The organism is Streptomyces celluloflavus (assembly GCA_000720995.1).
Classification (GTDB): Bacteria; Actinomycetota; Actinomycetes; order Streptomycetales; family Streptomycetaceae; genus Streptomyces; species Streptomyces celluloflavus.
The window spans coordinates 29,857-44,967 of the sequence record JOEL01000022.1; the positions used below are offsets into that span (position 1 = coordinate 29,857).

Sequence of the window (15,111 nt, forward strand, 5' to 3'; positions counted from 1 at the left end):
ACCAGTTGTGTTTTAGAAAGTGTCCAGTCGTAATAGGGCTCTGCTTATGCCCAGTTGTGCTGTGCTGATGCCCGGCTACTCGCATCGGCGGCGTATGCGGCCCAGTCTCCGGCGTCGGCTCGCTGCCATTTGACGGCGACGGTGACGGCGACGGTGATGTCGATGCCGAGGGTACGGGCGAGGACGGCGGCGGGCGGGTAGGCCCTCCGATTGGGTCGGAGACCCCACGGATGCGAGCCGTCCACGCCAAGCGGGTTCTCGCCCTGGTCAAGGCGTTTCTGAAGGCGGGCATCATGTCCGCCGACGGCGAGACCAGGGACATGAACACCGGCACGCCCCAAGGCGGAATCGCGGCGCCGCTGCTAGCGAAAATCGCCCTCTCGGCACTGGATGAACACTTCTGCGCAAAGTGGGACGCGCACGGCGGCTGCGGTCTGATTCACCGCTGGCTGGTCCGGCCAGGCGAGGACGTACGCGGGGTCATCTCCCCTGCTGATCCGTACGAAGCGCAGCAGCTCGCGTACGATGCCGGCGTTGCCCATCGCCCAGCCGGTGCGGGGTTCGAGGGTGCTCGGGGTGGCCCGGTGTTCGAGGTTCGACCATCGCACGCCGTCGGTGTCCCGGATGGCGCGGGAGATGATGTCCGCGACGAGGAGCCGCGCGAAGTTCGGGTGGTCGTTCTGCTCGGCCATCCGGTCACAGGCCAGTGCCAGTACACCAGCCGTGCCGCAGCACCGTCCGTTGTTGTCCCAGAAGCCGGGCCGCAGCCGGCGTGGCAGACCGGAGTGGGTCACGGTGTGCCAGCAGCGATTGGCGAGGGCTTGCCATGCAGGGTCGTCGAGTGCGTCTCGCAGCAGCCGGAAGACTTGGGCGTCGCCGGCCGGGCCGTGGCACCAGCCGTAGCTGTAGCGTTCGGTGAGCTCGGGGTGGTTCTGCGGGTCGGAGTGGGGGACGAGGAATCCGGCCGGGCCGGCTTCGTTTCGTGCCACGACGTCTGCTGCACCGGCTCGCGCCAGCTCTATCAGGTCGGCGCGGGCGGTGGCCCGGCCTACGCGGGCCAGCGCGTACACGATGCCGAGCGTGCCATGTGAGATGTGGTGAAACCGAGCAGCTCTGCCCGTTTGCGCTTCCCCGTGAACGCCTACCGGGGTCTGCTCGGCCGAGCGCAGGTAGGGCTCCACCGCGAGGACAGCCAGGTCGGTATCGCCCACCGCCAGCGCACCGAGGCCGATGCCGGCGTTGCCACCCATCAGATCGAACCAGCTGCCCCAGCGTGTCCCGTCGAAGCGTGCGCGTACCAGGGCCAGGGTCCGATCCGCGGCGGCAGCGGCATCCGCTGCGCCGAGTTCGTCGTGGACCGCCCTCAATGCGAGCGCCATGCCTGTCAGGCCGAAGTACAGGGAGTTGTCTTTCCAACCGCCGACAACGGCAGCGGACACGCTGCGGGCTGCGCGCAGGGCGGCGTCGCCGTACCGGTCGTCGCCGAAGTGCCGCCATGCCTCCAGGAGGACGGGGATGACACCGGCCGTGCCGCTGTAGAGCGTGGGGTTGGGCTCGTTGTCGGAGGGCTTGATGGTCCAGGCGAGGCCGTTGTTCCCGGTTTTCCGCGCGCTCTTGAGCAGCCAGTGCAGCGCGTTCACTGTCAGCGCTTCGACCTCGTCTGCCGCTACGTTCGTCGCTTCCGTCGCCGTCATGGCGCCCACTGTGGCATGCGGTACGGAACTCGCCCAGGTGGCTTCGCACCAGGTACTCATCGGCCGGTATTTCGCACCACGCTGAGGCCAGCCAGCCGCACCACCGGCGAACCGCAGCAAAACCGATGCTTCCAGCAGCCTTGCACCAGAAGCGACCAACCCGTACCGCCCAGGGGCGGCTTTCGGCTTCATGACAGGTCGCCCTTCTGCCCGAGCGTCGGCAGTGCGGTCACGTGCGGTGCGGTGAGCGGATGCTGCTCGACTTCGGCAGGGACTGCCCGCATCGCGAGGGCCGGCAGGCTGACCGCCGGTCCGGATGTCAGACTTGCCACCGTATTCGCCGTGCTGCGTTCGGCTTCCGGTCCGGGTCGTTCGCGGCTGATATCAACGGGAGGTCCTGGAGAGATGACGTCCAAGAACAGTGAGTTCGAGCTCGGGGGCATCAACCATCTGGCGCTCGTCTGCTCGGACATGCAGCGAACCGTCGACTTCTACTCGGGCGTGCTGGGCATGCCGCTCATCAAGACGATCGAGCTTCCCGGCGGGGTGGGGCAGCACTTCTTCTTCGACTGCGGTGGCGGTGACGCCGTGGCGTTCTTCTGGTTCGCGGACGCGCCCGACGGTGTGCCGGGAATCTCCGCTCCGAAGAGCCTGCCCGGCACGGGGGAGTTCGTCAGCGCGGTCGGTTCGATGAACCACGTCGCCTTCCATGTGCCGGCGGAGCGGTTCGAGGAGTACCACGCCCGGCTCACGGCCAAGGGCGTGAAGGTCAGTCCCGTCATGAACCACGACAACAGTGCCTCGACCGTCGCTCCCCGGATGCAGAAGGGCGTCTACGTCCGGTCCTGCTACTTCCAGGACCCGGACGGAATCCTCCTGGAGTTCGCCTGCTGGGTCGACAAGCCGCTCGGCGAGGAGCACAACGTCACCGACGCCCCGAAGACCGCGGCCGACCGCCGAGTCGCCACCTCCGCCTGACGCACCGAAGCCATGCCTCCGCCCACCGCAGCGGTGGACGGAGGCACGGCTTCGGCGCGTCAGTGCGCCCACACGCCGTCACGCATGAGCTCCCGCCCCGGCAGCTCGTTCTCCTCCCGCCATGTCTGCACGCGCGGTGGCCGGACCCTGAAGTGCTTGTACGGGATGGGCAGTTCGCGGGGATCGCACCCGGCCCGCTCCGCGAAAAGGTCCCTGGTCTCCCCGGACACGGCATCGTCCGTGAGCGCCTCCGCATCGCTCTCCACGAGCACGACGCCACAGGTCGATCCGAACGACAGCCGGACCACTCCGTGAACAGGGCGGTGACCGCGGGGCCCAGCGTCTCACGGCGCACTACGGGGTCTCGGGCCGTTGCGTGCGACTGCGCCGTCGCGCTTGAGGGTGCGGATGATTGGTGCGGTCTCGACCGTGTCGACGCCCGGGAGAGTACCGATGCGGTCGGAGAGGTACGTGTAGAGGGACTCGTCGTCGGAGCAGAGGACATTGGCCAGGAGGTTGGTCCGCCCCGTAGTGGCGGCGGCGTAGGCCACTTCAGGGTGGCCTGCCAGCGCGGCGCCGGCGGCAGCAAGCTGCGAGGGCTGCACCGACATCCAGATGGCGGTGCCGGCCGGGTCACCCAGCAGGCGCTCGTCCAGGTCCAGGACGAAAAAGAGCGCTCCGGCCGTGCGCAGGTGCGTGATGCGGCGGCGCACCGTCGACTCGTGACAGCGGGCCTCGGCGGCCAGTGCGGCGTGGGACGCGCGGCCGTCGCGGTTCAGCGCGGTGAGCAGGACGTGGTCGAGCTCCGTGAGTTCCACCGGCGCCGCCTGGGCATGGGGGAGCGGGTACGAGGGCGCGAGGGCGTCCATCTGCTCCCGGCTCAGTGCGGAAGTGGGACCGTCCCAGGTGGTCGGGCCGCCCTTGAAGAGCCGCAGCATGCGGTGGGCGGTGATCGAGGTGACCCGGCGGCTCGACGGGAGCCTGTCCATCAGCAGCGCGTCCCGGTCGCTGTCGCTGTGCACTGCGAGGTGGCAGATGACCTCGGTTCCGCCGGAGGCGAGTTGGACCCATCGGGTGTCCTCGCGCTCGGCCAGTGCGTGGGCCAGGCCGAGCGCGGTGGTGGGGACGCACTGAAGCCGCAGTGCCCACACGGTCTGCCCGACGGGCCGGGGATTGAGCCGGCCGATGACCCGGAGCCCGGCCTGCTCCCGCAGCCGGGCGTAGCGGCGGGCTGCCATCTGGTCGGAGACGCCCAGCACTGAGGCAATCCGGCGCAGTGGTGCACGGCCATCGATCTGTAGTGCATGAATGAGCTGGAGATCGAGGTATTCCACGCCTCCCAAGCCTATCTCGCGTAATAACCGGCATCTGCGTCCGGACTCGTTGCACCCCTCCCGGCCGGTCCGGATCCTGACGACGCAAGCCCGCCCGGTGACCGCCCCCGCGGGCATCCGCTCCAGGCGCAGCCGCCGCCGTCAGCAAAGAGAAGAAGAGGAGGAGGGGAGGCACGGACGTACCGTTCGGCCTCTCCGACGACATATGAACGCATTCCGTGACCTTCGGCACTACATCGACCACATGACCGAGACGCTCGGGGAGGACGAGGTCCTGCGGATCGATGGCGCTGACCGGGACCTGGACATCGGCGGCATCACCGAACTGATGGCGGAGAAGGAAGGCCCCGCCCTGATGTTCGACAACATCCCCGGCTACCCGGCGGGGCACCGCGTGTTCACCAACTTCATGGGCACCGCCGCCCGTACCGCGGTCGCGCTCGGACTGCCGCGCGACACCCCGAAACTCGACATCGTGCGGGCCTGGAAGGACCTGAGCAAGCAGCTCGAACCCGTCCCCCCGGTGGAGGTCCCCACCGGCCCGGTCCTGGAGAACGTCCTGGTCGGCGACGATGTGGATCTCGGCGTCTTCCCCACGCCGCGGTGGCACGACGGGGACGGCGGCCGCTACATCGGCACCGCCTGCATGGTCATCACCCGCGACCCCGACAACGGCTGGGTCAACGTCGGCACCTACCGGGCCTGCGTCCAGGGCCCCGACCGGCTCTCGCTGTGGATGCTCGGCAACCGGCACGCCAAGGCGATCGCCGAGAAGTACTGGAAGCGCGGCCTGACCTGCCCGATCGCGGTGGTGGTGGGCCAGGACCCGATCCTGTCGACCGCCGCGGCGATCGCCGCACCGTCCGGCATGTCGGAGTACGACCTCGCCGGCGGACTCCGCGGACAGGGCGTCGAGGTCCTGTACGCACCAGGCAGCGACCTCCCGATACCGGCCTACGCGGAGACCGTGATCCAAGGCGAACTGCCCCCGGTCGAGGAAGAGTCCGTGCTGGAGGGGCCCTTCGGCGAATGGACCGGCTACTACACCCACTCCGGCCAGGAAACCGTGGTCCGGGTCAACCGGATCATGCACCGAAACAACCCGATCATCCTCGGCGCCCCGCCAATGCTCCCGACCGTGCCGGCCGGCGACCAAGCCGTCCCGCTGTACTCGGCATCAGTGACCTGGGACCACCTGGAAGCATCCGGCGTCCAGAACATCAAAGGCGTGTGGGCCTACGCCCGCCAGCTCATGATGGTCATCTCCATCGAACAGACCGGCGCGGGCGACGCCATGCACGCCCTGCTCGCGGCCGCCGGCCGCAAACGCACCGGCGGCATGGAACGGTACTTCGTCGTCGTCGACGAGGACATCGACATCACCGACATCCACCACGTCCTGTGGGCGATGTTCACCCGCGTCGATCCGTCCGAATCCCTCCAGGTGCTGCGCACACCCACCACCGCCATCGACCCACGGCTGTCGCCCGGCAAACGCGCCGCCGGCGACCTGTCGATGGGCATCGTGCTGATCGACGCGACCAAACCGTTCGCCTGGAAGGACCAGTACCCGGCAGCCAACCGCGTCGACGAGACGACCCGCACCGAGCTGCGCAAGCGCTGGGCAGGCGTCCTGACGATGTAGCCCGACACCGCGAGGGAGGGGCGGTGCGCCCCTCCCACCGGCCCGTCCTCTCCCCGCCGTATCAGGAGCCCGCCGTGACCACCGCTTCCCCCACCCGCCTCATCATCGGAGTCACCGGTGCCACCGGGGCCCCGCTCGCTGTCCGCCTGCTGGAAATCCTGCGGGAGGTGCCGCACGTGGAGACCCATCTCGTACTGAGCACCTGGGCCCGCTCCACCATCGAGGTGGAGACGCCCTACAGCAGCCGCCACTGCGCCGAACTCGCCGATGTGACGCACAAGTTCGGCGATCTGGGCGCCACGATCTCCTCCGGCTCCTTCCCGGTTGCGGGCATGGCCATCGTCCCGTGCAGCATGAAGACGCTCGCGGCGGTACGGCACGGCCTGGCCGACAACCTCATCGCCCGCGCGGCCGACGTCACCCTCAAGGAACGCCGCCCGCTGGTCCTCGTGCCACGGGAGACGCCGCTCAACGAGATCCATCTGGAGAACATGCTCGCCCTCTCCCGCATGGGAGCCCGCATCGTCCCCCCGATGCCGGCCTTCTACGACATCCCGAACGGCATCAGCGACCTCGTGGATCACATCGTCATGCGGATCCTCGACCAGTTCGACCTCCCCGAGGGCACCGCGGACATCGCGGAGCGGTGGCAGGGCCTGGCCGAAACGCGCAGCCACGGACCCATGTCGGACGTGGACCGGCGGTAGCGGAGCGGCCGATGGCGCAGACGGCGGACGAGGGCGGCCATCCTGACCGATGGCGCGGGCAGGATGACCGCCCTGGCCGCGCTGCCCGACTCGACCAGGGTCAGTGGGGGTCGGAGAGCAGCGCGTTGAGCTCCGGGAAGGCCATGCCTTGGGTGAGGGAGTCGTAGCCGCCGGTGCCGAAGAGATCCTGCGCGGTGCGGCGGGCGGCAGCGTAGGCGACCTGTGCCACGCCCGATCCGAGACTGACGCGGGCCACGCCGAGGACACCGAGCTCGGCAACGGTCGGGGTGCCGGGGCCGGCCATGACGTTCAGCGGTACGGAGATGCCCCTGGCCAGTGCGTCGATGGTGGCGGTGTCGGTGACGCCGGGGACGAAGATGCCGTCCGCGCCCGCATCGACGTACATGCGCGCCCGGGACAAGGTTTCCTTGAGACGGGCGTCCGGGGCACCGAGCCCGGACAGGAAGGTGTCGATTCGGGCGTTGAGGAACAGGTCCGCGCCTGCCCGGTCGGCGGTCTGCCGGGCCGTAGCCAGCCGTGTCGCGAGCTCCGTCGGGGGTCGGGTGCCGTCCTCGATGTTGACGCCGACGGCGCCCGCCGCGAGCACCCCGGCCACGGTCTCGGCAACGCCGGCGGCATCCGTCCCGTACCCGCCCTCGATATCGGCGGTGACCGGAACCGCGACGGCAGCGACGATTCGGCCGATCACTTCCAGCGCCCGGTCCCGGGTAAGGATGTCGCCGTCTGGAGAACCCAGTGACCAGGCGACGCCGGCACTGGTCGTGGCGATCGCAGCGGCGCCCGCGGCTTCGATGACGCGGGCGCTCGCGACGTCCCAGGCGTTGGGGAGCGCGAGAGGTTCAGTGGGGGTGTGCAGGGAGCGGAAAAGGCGGGCGTTGTCCGGCTGCGCGATGGTCATGCGCACAATCAAACATCGGCTGCTGCCCGCCTTCTGGCAAGAATCCGACTCGGACGTCGACCCCACCCGCGGGCGCCTGGCGCACCGGCACGCATGGCCCTGGCTCCGGAGTCGGCCTCCGAAGGACTTCCAGAGCCGACCACTAAGCTCCAGGCCAGACACCTTGCTCGCTTCGCGCCGGATGTCCCATGAGACATGCTGAGCGCGAGGAACATTTTTCGGCACTCACCTTGGCCAGGTCATGAGCGTCGCCGAGGCCGCTGCCGCGACCCGGCAGACCACCGGGGGCGTCAAGACTGCGGGAGCACTCCTCGATCTCGCCCGCGCTTACGACATCACCATGCCGCTCACGGAAGTGATGTACGCGCTGCTGCGCGAGAAAGCTACGCTCGCCGAAGCCGCCGCGGCACTGATGCAGCGGGCTCCGAAGCCGGAGCGGACCGACCAGCTCCGCAACCGCAAGAACCGCGGCTCCGCCGGTGGCCGCCTGCCGGCCTGCGGCAAGACGGTCCGCAGGCAGAGACGCTCCGTCGAGTGCGGTGTCAACCGCCTCAATAGGCACCGTGCGGTCGCCGCGATGTACCACCCGGCCCGGTCCCGACGCCACGTCACCCACATCAAGACCATCACGTGTCCGGCCAGGCCATGCGGGATATCCCTCGGAGAGAACGCTGGCCCGGAATAGGGGATTTCGCGACTTTCGGCATGCAGTATTCATCTCGGGCGCCTTGCACCGAGGGGCGTCGTGTGCACCGAGATGGAGGAGTGTGGGTATGGGCAGTGTGCTTCTCGAACGCGAGGAAGCGCTGGCGGCCGCGGCGAGAGCCGGAGAGTCCGCGCGGTCCGGTGCGGGCCGTTGGCTGGTGTTCGGTGCGGCGGCGGGGACGGGCCGTACCGCCCTGTTGCGGGAGGTGACGGAGCGGGAGGCGGCGGGCGGGGCGATGCGTGTGCTGCGCGCGGACTGTTCGCCGGAGGAGTCGGGGTTCCCCTTCGCTCTCGTGCGCCAGCTTTTTCCCGAGGACGGGGAGGTGCCCTTCGCGGACCTGCCGGCGGCCGAGGAGCAGATGGTCTTCCACCGCCTTGTGACCCGCTTGGCGCGGACCGCCGACCGCCGGTCCTTACTTCTGGCCGTCGACGACCTGCACGATGCCGACATGGCGTCACGCCGTTGGCTCGGCTACCTGGCCCGTCGGCTGGCGGACCTGCCCGTGCTGCTGGTCCTGACCGAGTGCCGGGAGAAGGGCACCGCCGCGCTGCCCGGTGCGACGGGCACATCCGTGCTGCTCCGCCCGCTGGGCCCGGAGGCCGTGGCCCGTCTGGTGTCCGCCCGCGGACACGGCGCCGACCGGGCCGAGTTGTGTATCCGGGCGTGCGCCGGCAATCCGGTGCTGGTGCACGCCCTCCTCGCCGACCTCCGCGAGGGGTCACTGCCCCGCAGCCTGTCCGAGCTGGGCGGAAGCCGCTACCGCGACGCGATCGTCCATTGGATACGGACCCGGGCGACCCCGTGGTCGCGCCGCCTCTCCCTGGCGCTCGCCGTGGCCGGGAACGGCGCCGCGCTGCTCGGCGGGGCCCTGCTCCACGAGGCCGCCGGCCTCTGCCCGGACCACCGCGCCGCGTCCGCGGGCGCGTCCGCCCTCCGCCGCCTCTTCGCCCACCCGCTGGCACGCGAGGCCGCCCTGGCGGCGGCCGATCCGGCCGAACTGGGCGCGCTGCGCGGCCGTATCGCCCGCCTGCTCGACGAGCGCGGCGCGCCCACGGCGGACGTCGCCGCCCAACTGCTCCACCTCGACCGGCCCGGCGAGGAGTGGATGACGCAGTCCCTGGAGGACGCGGCCGAGGACGCCGTACGCGGCGGCCGGGTCGACGAGGCCACCGCATTCCTCCGCCACGCCCTCACCGCTCAGCTCGCCCCCGCCCGCCGCGCCGGGCTCACCCTGCGCCTCGGCGCCCTGGAGCTGCCCCACAGCGCGGATGCCGGCATCCGCAGGCTGCGCGCGGCGCTGGAGCTGCACGCCGACCGTCGTGAACGCGCCGCTGTCGCACCCGCCCTCGGCGCGGCGCTCGTCGCCCGGGGCCGCACGGACACCGCCATGCGCGTCATGAGCCAAGTGGGCAGCGCCGTGGACGACGGCGAGCTCGACCGCGTGCTGCAGACCACCGCCGCCGTCATGGCCTCGCACGACGCGGTCGCGTGGCGCAACGCCGTCGCCCGCATGCGGGAACTGGCGGCGACGGCCCCCGCCGCCGTCGAGCCGCTCGCCTACGGCCTGGTCACCGAGTACGAGGTCGGGACCGGCCGGCTGTCGGCGGCCGAGGCCCTCGGCCGTGTGCTGCCACGGCTGGCCGCACCGGTGGACCCCCGGCTCCGCGACGGCTGGCTGGGAACCGCGGCCACCTTGCTGCAGTGGGCCGACCGGCTGGACGAGGCACGCGCCCTCGCCGAAGAGGCCCTCCCCGCCTCGCCCGCGCTCCCGGATCTGACGGACATCGGCCGACAGTGCCTGATCAGCGTACGGGCCGAAGCGGCCCTGTGGGCCGGTGACTTCCGGCGCGTGATCGCCGAGAACGCCCCGCTCCTCGCCGCGTGCGCCGGGCAGGGGATCCGCATGCCCCACCTGGTGTCCATGGTGGCACTCGCCCACTGCGAACTCGGCCACCGTGCCCACGCCCGGCGGCTGCTGGCCGGCCTCGACGAGGAGAGCGCCGGCAGCTCCTGGGAATGGAACGAACTGCACTGCGCCAGAGCCTTTCTGCACATGGCCGAGGGCAACTGGCAGGCCGCCCTCGACGACTACCTGTCCTGCGGCCGCGGCCAGAGTGCCCGCGATTTCGTCAGCCCTGTGGCCACCCCCTGGCGCTCCGGCGCCGCCCTCGCCCTGGTCGGACTCGGACAGCCGGCGAGAGCCCTGGACCTCGCCGAGGAGGAACTGCGCCACGCGCGGACCTGGGGGACACCCCGCACGGTCAGCCGGGCACTGCGGGCCCGTGCCGCGGCCGTGGGCGGCCGCCGGGGGCTCGAATCGCTGAGCGAGGCCGTGGCCGTGCTGCGGACCGCACCGGCCCCCGTCGAACTCGTCGAGACCCTCCTCGACCTGGGCCGCGCGCGGATCGACGCCGGGAACAGCCGCAAGGGCCGCGAGGACCTGCACGAGGCCCACGCCCTGGCACTGCGCCTGCTGGCCCCCGATCCCGCCGACCCCGCCGGCCACCCGGACGCGCCCGCCACCGGACGCCTGCTCCGCGCCACCGGTAACGCCCTGCGGGCCAGCGGCGCCCGCGGGACCCGCCGGGACACCACGGGCAGCGCCGCACTCACCCGGGCGGAGCGGCGCATCGTCGAGCTGGCGGCCCAGGGCCAGACGAACGCCCAGATCGGCGAGGTGCTCCACCTGGCCCGCCGCACCGTGGAGACCCACCTCACCCACGCCTACCGCAAACTCGGCGTGACCCGCCGCACCCAGCTCGCCTCCCGGCTGACCGGGGCGGGCGCGGCGGCCTCCTCCGGCGCGCGGAGCCTCATCGCATCCGGCTGACCAGGGCCGTCGCCCGCGCCGGGCGACCACCGGGATCGTGGATCTCCACGATGGCCGTCAAGATCCCCCGCACGGCAGGCTGACCTGAGAACACCAGCCGGACCAGGAGCGCCTCCTGGTTCCGGCCCAGCCGCAGCAAGTCCGTTCTCACGAGGAATGCACGCCTGGCGTGGGTGGATATATGTCGGTATCTGATGTTACTTCGCGTCGCACCGTCCCCGGCGGGGGAGTGGGGGATCCTCATCCGCCGGGCCCGTGCGAAGTGCTGGAGGGCCCGCTCGGCGCCGGTGACCTGCTGGCGGCCGTGCGCGCGGTCCTCGACGGCCACGGCGGGGCGCCGGCGCGACCCGAGCTGACCGTGCACGGGCCCGGCCAGTACACGGTGCGGGTGGGCGGCGACCGGCTGGACATCCGCAGCCGGCCGCTGTCCGACCAGCCGCCCGGCACCCTGGACCCCGTCCTCGACGGGCCGGGGGCCCGCCGGATCGTGCTCACCGCCTCCGGCGCCCCCTCGGAGCGGGCCCGCGACCTGTTCACCGCGCTGACCGAGGCGATCGGTCGGCGGGCCCGGTGCTACACCGCGGCCGAGGCCGCCGCCATCGCGGCCGGCATGCCGCTGACGGACCGCTATGCCCGGCCCGAACCGGCGCTCGCCGGATGGGCGTTGATCTTCCGGGACCACTATGTGGAGAACAGCGTCGGCTTCCTGCTGGCCATGGAGCGCGCCGGACTCGACCCCGAGTGGATCTTCGCGCTGTCCAAGGGCGACCGGACGCAGCACCGCGAGCGGGTGCACTCCTGGTTCCTGCGCCGCGGCTACGCCAGCGACACCCTGGACAACTCCGTCATCAACGGCACGGCCGGAGCGGCGGAAGCGGCCCGCGCACGGGCGGTGGACGCCCAGGTGGCCGACTTCGTCCGCCGGGCGCACGCCGCCGGCCGCAAGGTCCTGGTCATCGACGACGGCGGCCTGCTCGCCCAGGGCTACGGCGCCGACGGACCGGGACCGCGGGTGGACGCCGCCATCGAACTGACGGTCAGCGGGCTCAAGCGCATCACGGCCGCCCCCGGCGAACTGGCCGTCCCCGTACTGAACATGGCCCGCTCCCAGCTGAAGTCACGGCTGGGCTACAACGAGATCGCCGACTCCTGCGTGCGCCGGCTGCGGGCGATCGTGCCCGGCCAGAAATTCATCGGCCGGCACGTCCTGCTGCTGGGCTACGGCACCCTGGGCGCACGGGCGGCCCGCTCGCTGCGGGCGCTGGGCTGCCGGGTCGCCGTGGTGGACACCGACATCCTGGCGCTGATCACCGCCGCCGAGGACGGCTTCGAGACCCACCGCAGCATCGCCGAGGCCCTCGACCGGCAGCGGCCGTTCCTCATCCTCGGCAGCAGCGGCGGCACCGCCGTCACCGCCGAGGACGTGCCGCTGCTGCCCGACGGCGTGCTGCTGGCCGGCTTCGCCACCAAGGACTTCAGCGTGCTGACCGACGGCTACCCCGGTGCCACCGCGCAGCGCATCCCGCACGTCGGCGTGCGCTACGACCTGCCGCACGCCACCACCGCCACCGTGCTGGGCGACGGCCGCTCGCTGAACCTCTTCGAGTACGAGGGCATCGCCAACCGCGGCTACGACGCCTACCGCGCCGGCACCCTGCTCGCCGCGCTCGCCCTCTGCCGCGATCCGGAGCGGTTCCCGCCCGGCCTCCACCTGGAGCCGGTGGACCGGATCATCGACGACGCCGGGCTGTTCGACGCGTACTACACCCAGTACCTGTGCGCGCGGTCCGCCCCGCTGGGCACCGGAGCGTTCGCCGGCACCGCTGAGACCTCCGGTGAGGACGCCCATGCCCGGTAGGCCGCATGTGTGCGTCGTCGGCCACGGCGTGGCCGGCCGGCTGCACCGCCAACTGCTCGACGCCATGGGCATATCCGTGTCCGTCGTCGACCCCACCGCCCCCGGCCGCGGCACCCCCTTACCCACCGCCGCCACCGTGGGGGAACTGTCCACGGACCGGCCGGTGGACGTCTGGTCGGTCTGCACCCCGACCGCCGGCCATGTACAGACCGTGGCCGCCGTCCTCGCCCGCGACCCCGAGGCCCGCATCCTGCTGGAGAAGCCGGCCTGCCGGTCCTGGGAGGGCCCCGAACTCACCGCGCTGCTCGGCGCGTACGACCGGGCCCGGCTGGTGGTGATGAACCAGTACGCGCACGCCAAGGCCCCCGCCATACTTGAGGCCGTACGCGCCGAATTCGCCCCCCGGCACCCGGTGGCGGCCATCCGCGTCGCCTTCTGCAAGGACCGCCGCGAGGACATCGCGGCCGGCCGCTTCGTCGACCTCGACTACGGCGTCTTCGGCTACGAGTGGCTGCACATGCTCGCCGTCCTCGGCGGCTTCCTGCCCGCCCGGGCCTTCGACCACTATCTGCTGGCCGGGCCCGAGCCACAGGCCGTACGGATCGCCCGTGACCCCCACCTGGTCAGCACCGCGGCCCACGACACCACGACACTGAGCGCGGGTGCCGGCCTCGCGGGCGAGGTCGAGGTCGAGCTGTACTCCACCATCGTCGGCCCCGACGCCCCGCACGCGGCCCCCGCGCCCTCCTGGGCCCGGCGCACCGCACCCGCCGCCGACAGCCGGCTGCGGCTGGCCCGGATCGAGGCCGGACCGGTCCTCCTCACCCTGGAACTCGACCCGGTCTTCCTGCCCAACGGCACCCGGCTGCCCCGCAACACCCACCGGCTGACCATGGACGGGCCGCACGGTCACCGAGAGTGGCTGATCCCCGACTCTCCGATGGACAACGCGCTGCGGCACGGCATCGCGGCCCTGCTCGGCCCCGGCCCGCGCCCCGCGCTGGACCTGCGGTCCCTCGACCGCATCGGCCGGCTGGCCGAACTGGCCCGCACCGAACGCCCCGCACCCTCCAGCCCCCCGACCCCCGCCGCCCTGCCGACCCGACTGTGAGAGTGAACTGCCCATGAGCCGGATCTGCCTCGTCATCCCCAGCAACAAGTTCGACCAGTACTTCATCCAGCTCCCCCTGGACGCCGTCACCGCCGCCGGCCAACTGAGGGCGGAGGGCCACACCGTCACCGTGTGGGACCAGCGGCTCCAGGAGGCGCCCGACGGTGAGGAGTGCGACCTGCTGGTCGTCTTCTCCGCGATCGCCGACCGCGCCCAGTGTTACCCGCTGGAGCTGGACTCCGTACGGGCCGCCGTCGAGCGCGCCGCGTCCCGCTACCCCACGGCCCGCACCGTCGCGGTCGGCCCGCACGGCACCCACCTGCCCGCCTCCACCCGCGCCGAGCTGGGCGTGGACCACATCGCCTGCGGCGAGACCGATTCGGCCACCGTCGGCGCGGTCCGCGCCCTGCTGGCCGGCGCCGACGCACCCGTGCTCCCGGGCGCCGCCACCCCGCACAACCTGCTGGACTCACCCGAGCCCCGCCCCCGTCCCTTCCCCAACCTCCCCCTGGAGGAACTCGCCTTCCCCGCCTACGACCTGGTGCCCACCGCCGACTACACGGCCGAGGTCATCTCCGGTGGGCTGCCGCTGCCCGGCCCCTGCGGCATGGTGCTCGCCGCCCGCGGCTGCACCTACGGCTGCACCTTCTGTCACCTGCCGTTCGGCACCAAGATGCGCAACCAGCCGCTGGACCGGGTGGTGCGCGAGATCGAGGCCCAGCAGGCCGCGGGCCTGGAGTTCGTGTTCTTCCTCGACTACGTCTTCGGCATCAACCGCACCTTCTACGGCGAGCTGTGCGCCCGGCTGGAGGGCCGCGGGGTGGGCTGGGTCGGCCAGACCCGCGCCGAGGTCGTCCTCAAGAACGACGTCACCGCCTGGGCGCGGGCCGGCTGCCAGGGCATGTGGCTGGGCGCCGAATCGCCCGCCATCGCCGACACCGGCGTCCACAAGCGGGTCAGCGAGGCACAGATCGAGGAGGCCGTCCTCAAACTGCGGGACGCCGGCATCACCCCCTTCGCCTTCGTGCTGCTGGGGCTGCCGCAGGACCAGGCGTGCATCTCCGGCCGCCTGGTCGACTGGGCCGCGAAGCTGCCCGCCTGGTTCGGCATCAACCAGCTCTATCTGCGGCCCGGCACCACCCTCTACGACCAGCTCGCGCCCCAGTACAACGGCGGGGTGCAGCCCGCCACCTGGCGTGAGGTCCAGGAGGTCACCCGCCGCTACCGCGCCGCCTACCCCACCGACCTGGACCACCAGCAGCGGCGGCTCACCGAACTCCCCAACTACCTGGGCAACGCCATCGCCCCGGTGACGGGCTGAGGAGGCGC

The 15,111-nt window shown here is 71.7% G+C and carries 13 protein-coding genes and 1 pseudogene; 8 read left to right on the forward strand and 6 right to left on the reverse strand.

Annotated elements, in window-relative coordinates:
* Window positions 1-362 precede the first annotated feature (362 nt).
* Both IH09_RS21000 and IH09_RS39185 read right to left on the reverse strand, forming a co-directional pair.
* The gene (locus IH09_RS21000; protein ID WP_110952467.1) at window positions 363-1,694 is read right to left on the reverse strand and encodes a lanthionine synthetase LanC family protein; all 1,332 of its coding nucleotides are present in this window, start codon (window positions 1,692-1,694) and stop codon (window positions 363-365) included.
* A gap of 188 nt (window positions 1,695-1,882) precedes the next feature.
* Window positions 1,883-2,026, reverse strand: a complete 144-nt coding sequence (locus IH09_RS39185; protein WP_165484816.1) for a hypothetical protein — start codon at window positions 2,024-2,026, stop codon at window positions 1,883-1,885.
* A gap of 73 nt (window positions 2,027-2,099) precedes the next feature.
* Here IH09_RS39185 and IH09_RS21005 point away from each other — a divergent pair, with 73 nt between their 5' ends.
* The gene (locus IH09_RS21005; protein WP_052858627.1) at window positions 2,100-2,672 is read left to right on the forward strand and encodes a VOC family protein; all 573 of its coding nucleotides are present in this window, start codon (window positions 2,100-2,102) and stop codon (window positions 2,670-2,672) included.
* 59 nt (window positions 2,673-2,731) lie between these two features.
* Here IH09_RS21005 and IH09_RS21010 read toward each other — a convergent pair whose 3' ends face one another.
* Together IH09_RS21010 and IH09_RS21015 are read right to left on the reverse strand one after the other, a co-directional pair.
* A complete protein-coding gene (locus IH09_RS21010; RefSeq protein WP_131124113.1) occupies window positions 2,732-2,938 on the reverse strand; it encodes a hypothetical protein in 207 nt (68 codons plus the stop codon).
* A gap of 78 nt (window positions 2,939-3,016) precedes the next feature.
* Window positions 3,017-4,006 carry an Lrp/AsnC family transcriptional regulator gene (locus IH09_RS21015; protein WP_318279508.1) on the reverse strand — a complete coding sequence of 330 codons (990 nt, stop codon included), beginning with the start codon at window positions 4,004-4,006 and terminating at the stop codon, window positions 3,017-3,019.
* A 244-nt stretch (window positions 4,007-4,250) separates the two neighbouring features.
* On the opposite strand from IH09_RS21015, the gene IH09_RS21020 reads away from it, so the two are divergent.
* Together IH09_RS21020 and IH09_RS21025 are read left to right on the forward strand one after the other, a co-directional pair.
* On the forward strand, window positions 4,251-5,651 hold the full coding sequence (locus IH09_RS21020) for a UbiD family decarboxylase (protein ID WP_205379247.1): 1,401 nt from the start codon (window positions 4,251-4,253) through the stop codon (window positions 5,649-5,651).
* A gap of 74 nt (window positions 5,652-5,725) precedes the next feature.
* Complete coding sequence (locus tag IH09_RS21025; RefSeq protein ID WP_052858634.1) at window positions 5,726-6,358, forward strand: UbiX family flavin prenyltransferase; 633 nt, start codon at window positions 5,726-5,728, stop codon at window positions 6,356-6,358.
* Window positions 6,359-6,458: 100 nt separating this feature from the next.
* On the opposite strand, the gene IH09_RS21030 is transcribed toward IH09_RS21025, so the two are convergent.
* Window positions 6,459-7,277 carry an isocitrate lyase/PEP mutase family protein gene (locus IH09_RS21030; RefSeq protein ID WP_052858637.1) on the reverse strand — a complete coding sequence of 273 codons (819 nt, stop codon included), beginning with the start codon at window positions 7,275-7,277 and terminating at the stop codon, window positions 6,459-6,461.
* Between the two features lie 223 nt (window positions 7,278-7,500).
* Here IH09_RS21030 and IH09_RS40015 point away from each other — a divergent pair.
* Both IH09_RS40015 and IH09_RS21040 read left to right on the forward strand, forming a co-directional pair.
* Window positions 7,501-7,962: pseudogene (locus IH09_RS40015) on the forward strand (hypothetical protein); the annotation flags it as partial.
* A gap of 88 nt (window positions 7,963-8,050) precedes the next feature.
* A complete protein-coding gene (locus IH09_RS21040; RefSeq protein ID WP_052858642.1) occupies window positions 8,051-10,813 on the forward strand; it encodes a helix-turn-helix transcriptional regulator in 2,763 nt (920 codons plus the stop codon).
* Here IH09_RS21040 and IH09_RS39190 read toward each other — a convergent pair.
* Complete coding sequence (locus IH09_RS39190; protein WP_165484817.1) at window positions 10,797-10,964, reverse strand: hypothetical protein; 168 nt, start codon at window positions 10,962-10,964, stop codon at window positions 10,797-10,799. The two genes, IH09_RS21040 and IH09_RS39190, sit on opposite strands and share 17 nt — an antisense overlap.
* Window positions 10,965-11,042: 78 nt before the next feature.
* Between IH09_RS39190 and IH09_RS21045 the strand changes: the two genes are divergently transcribed.
* From IH09_RS21045 to IH09_RS21055, 3 genes are read left to right on the forward strand one after another with little or no spacing between them, the layout of a single operon-like run.
* A complete protein-coding gene (locus tag IH09_RS21045; RefSeq protein ID WP_318279509.1) occupies window positions 11,043-12,671 on the forward strand; it encodes a Rossmann-fold NAD(P)-binding domain-containing protein in 1,629 nt (542 codons plus the stop codon).
* Window positions 12,661-13,782, forward strand: coding sequence for an ABC transporter ATP-binding protein (locus IH09_RS21050; RefSeq protein ID WP_052858646.1), 1,122 nt, complete (start codon window positions 12,661-12,663; stop codon window positions 13,780-13,782). The genes IH09_RS21045 and IH09_RS21050 overlap by 11 nt, the downstream gene beginning before the upstream one ends.
* 13 nt (window positions 13,783-13,795) lie before the next feature.
* Entirely contained in the window at window positions 13,796-15,103 is a 1,308-nt protein-coding gene (locus tag IH09_RS21055; protein WP_052858648.1) for a B12-binding domain-containing radical SAM protein, read from the forward strand.
* The last annotated feature ends 8 nt before the right edge of the window (window positions 15,104-15,111 follow it).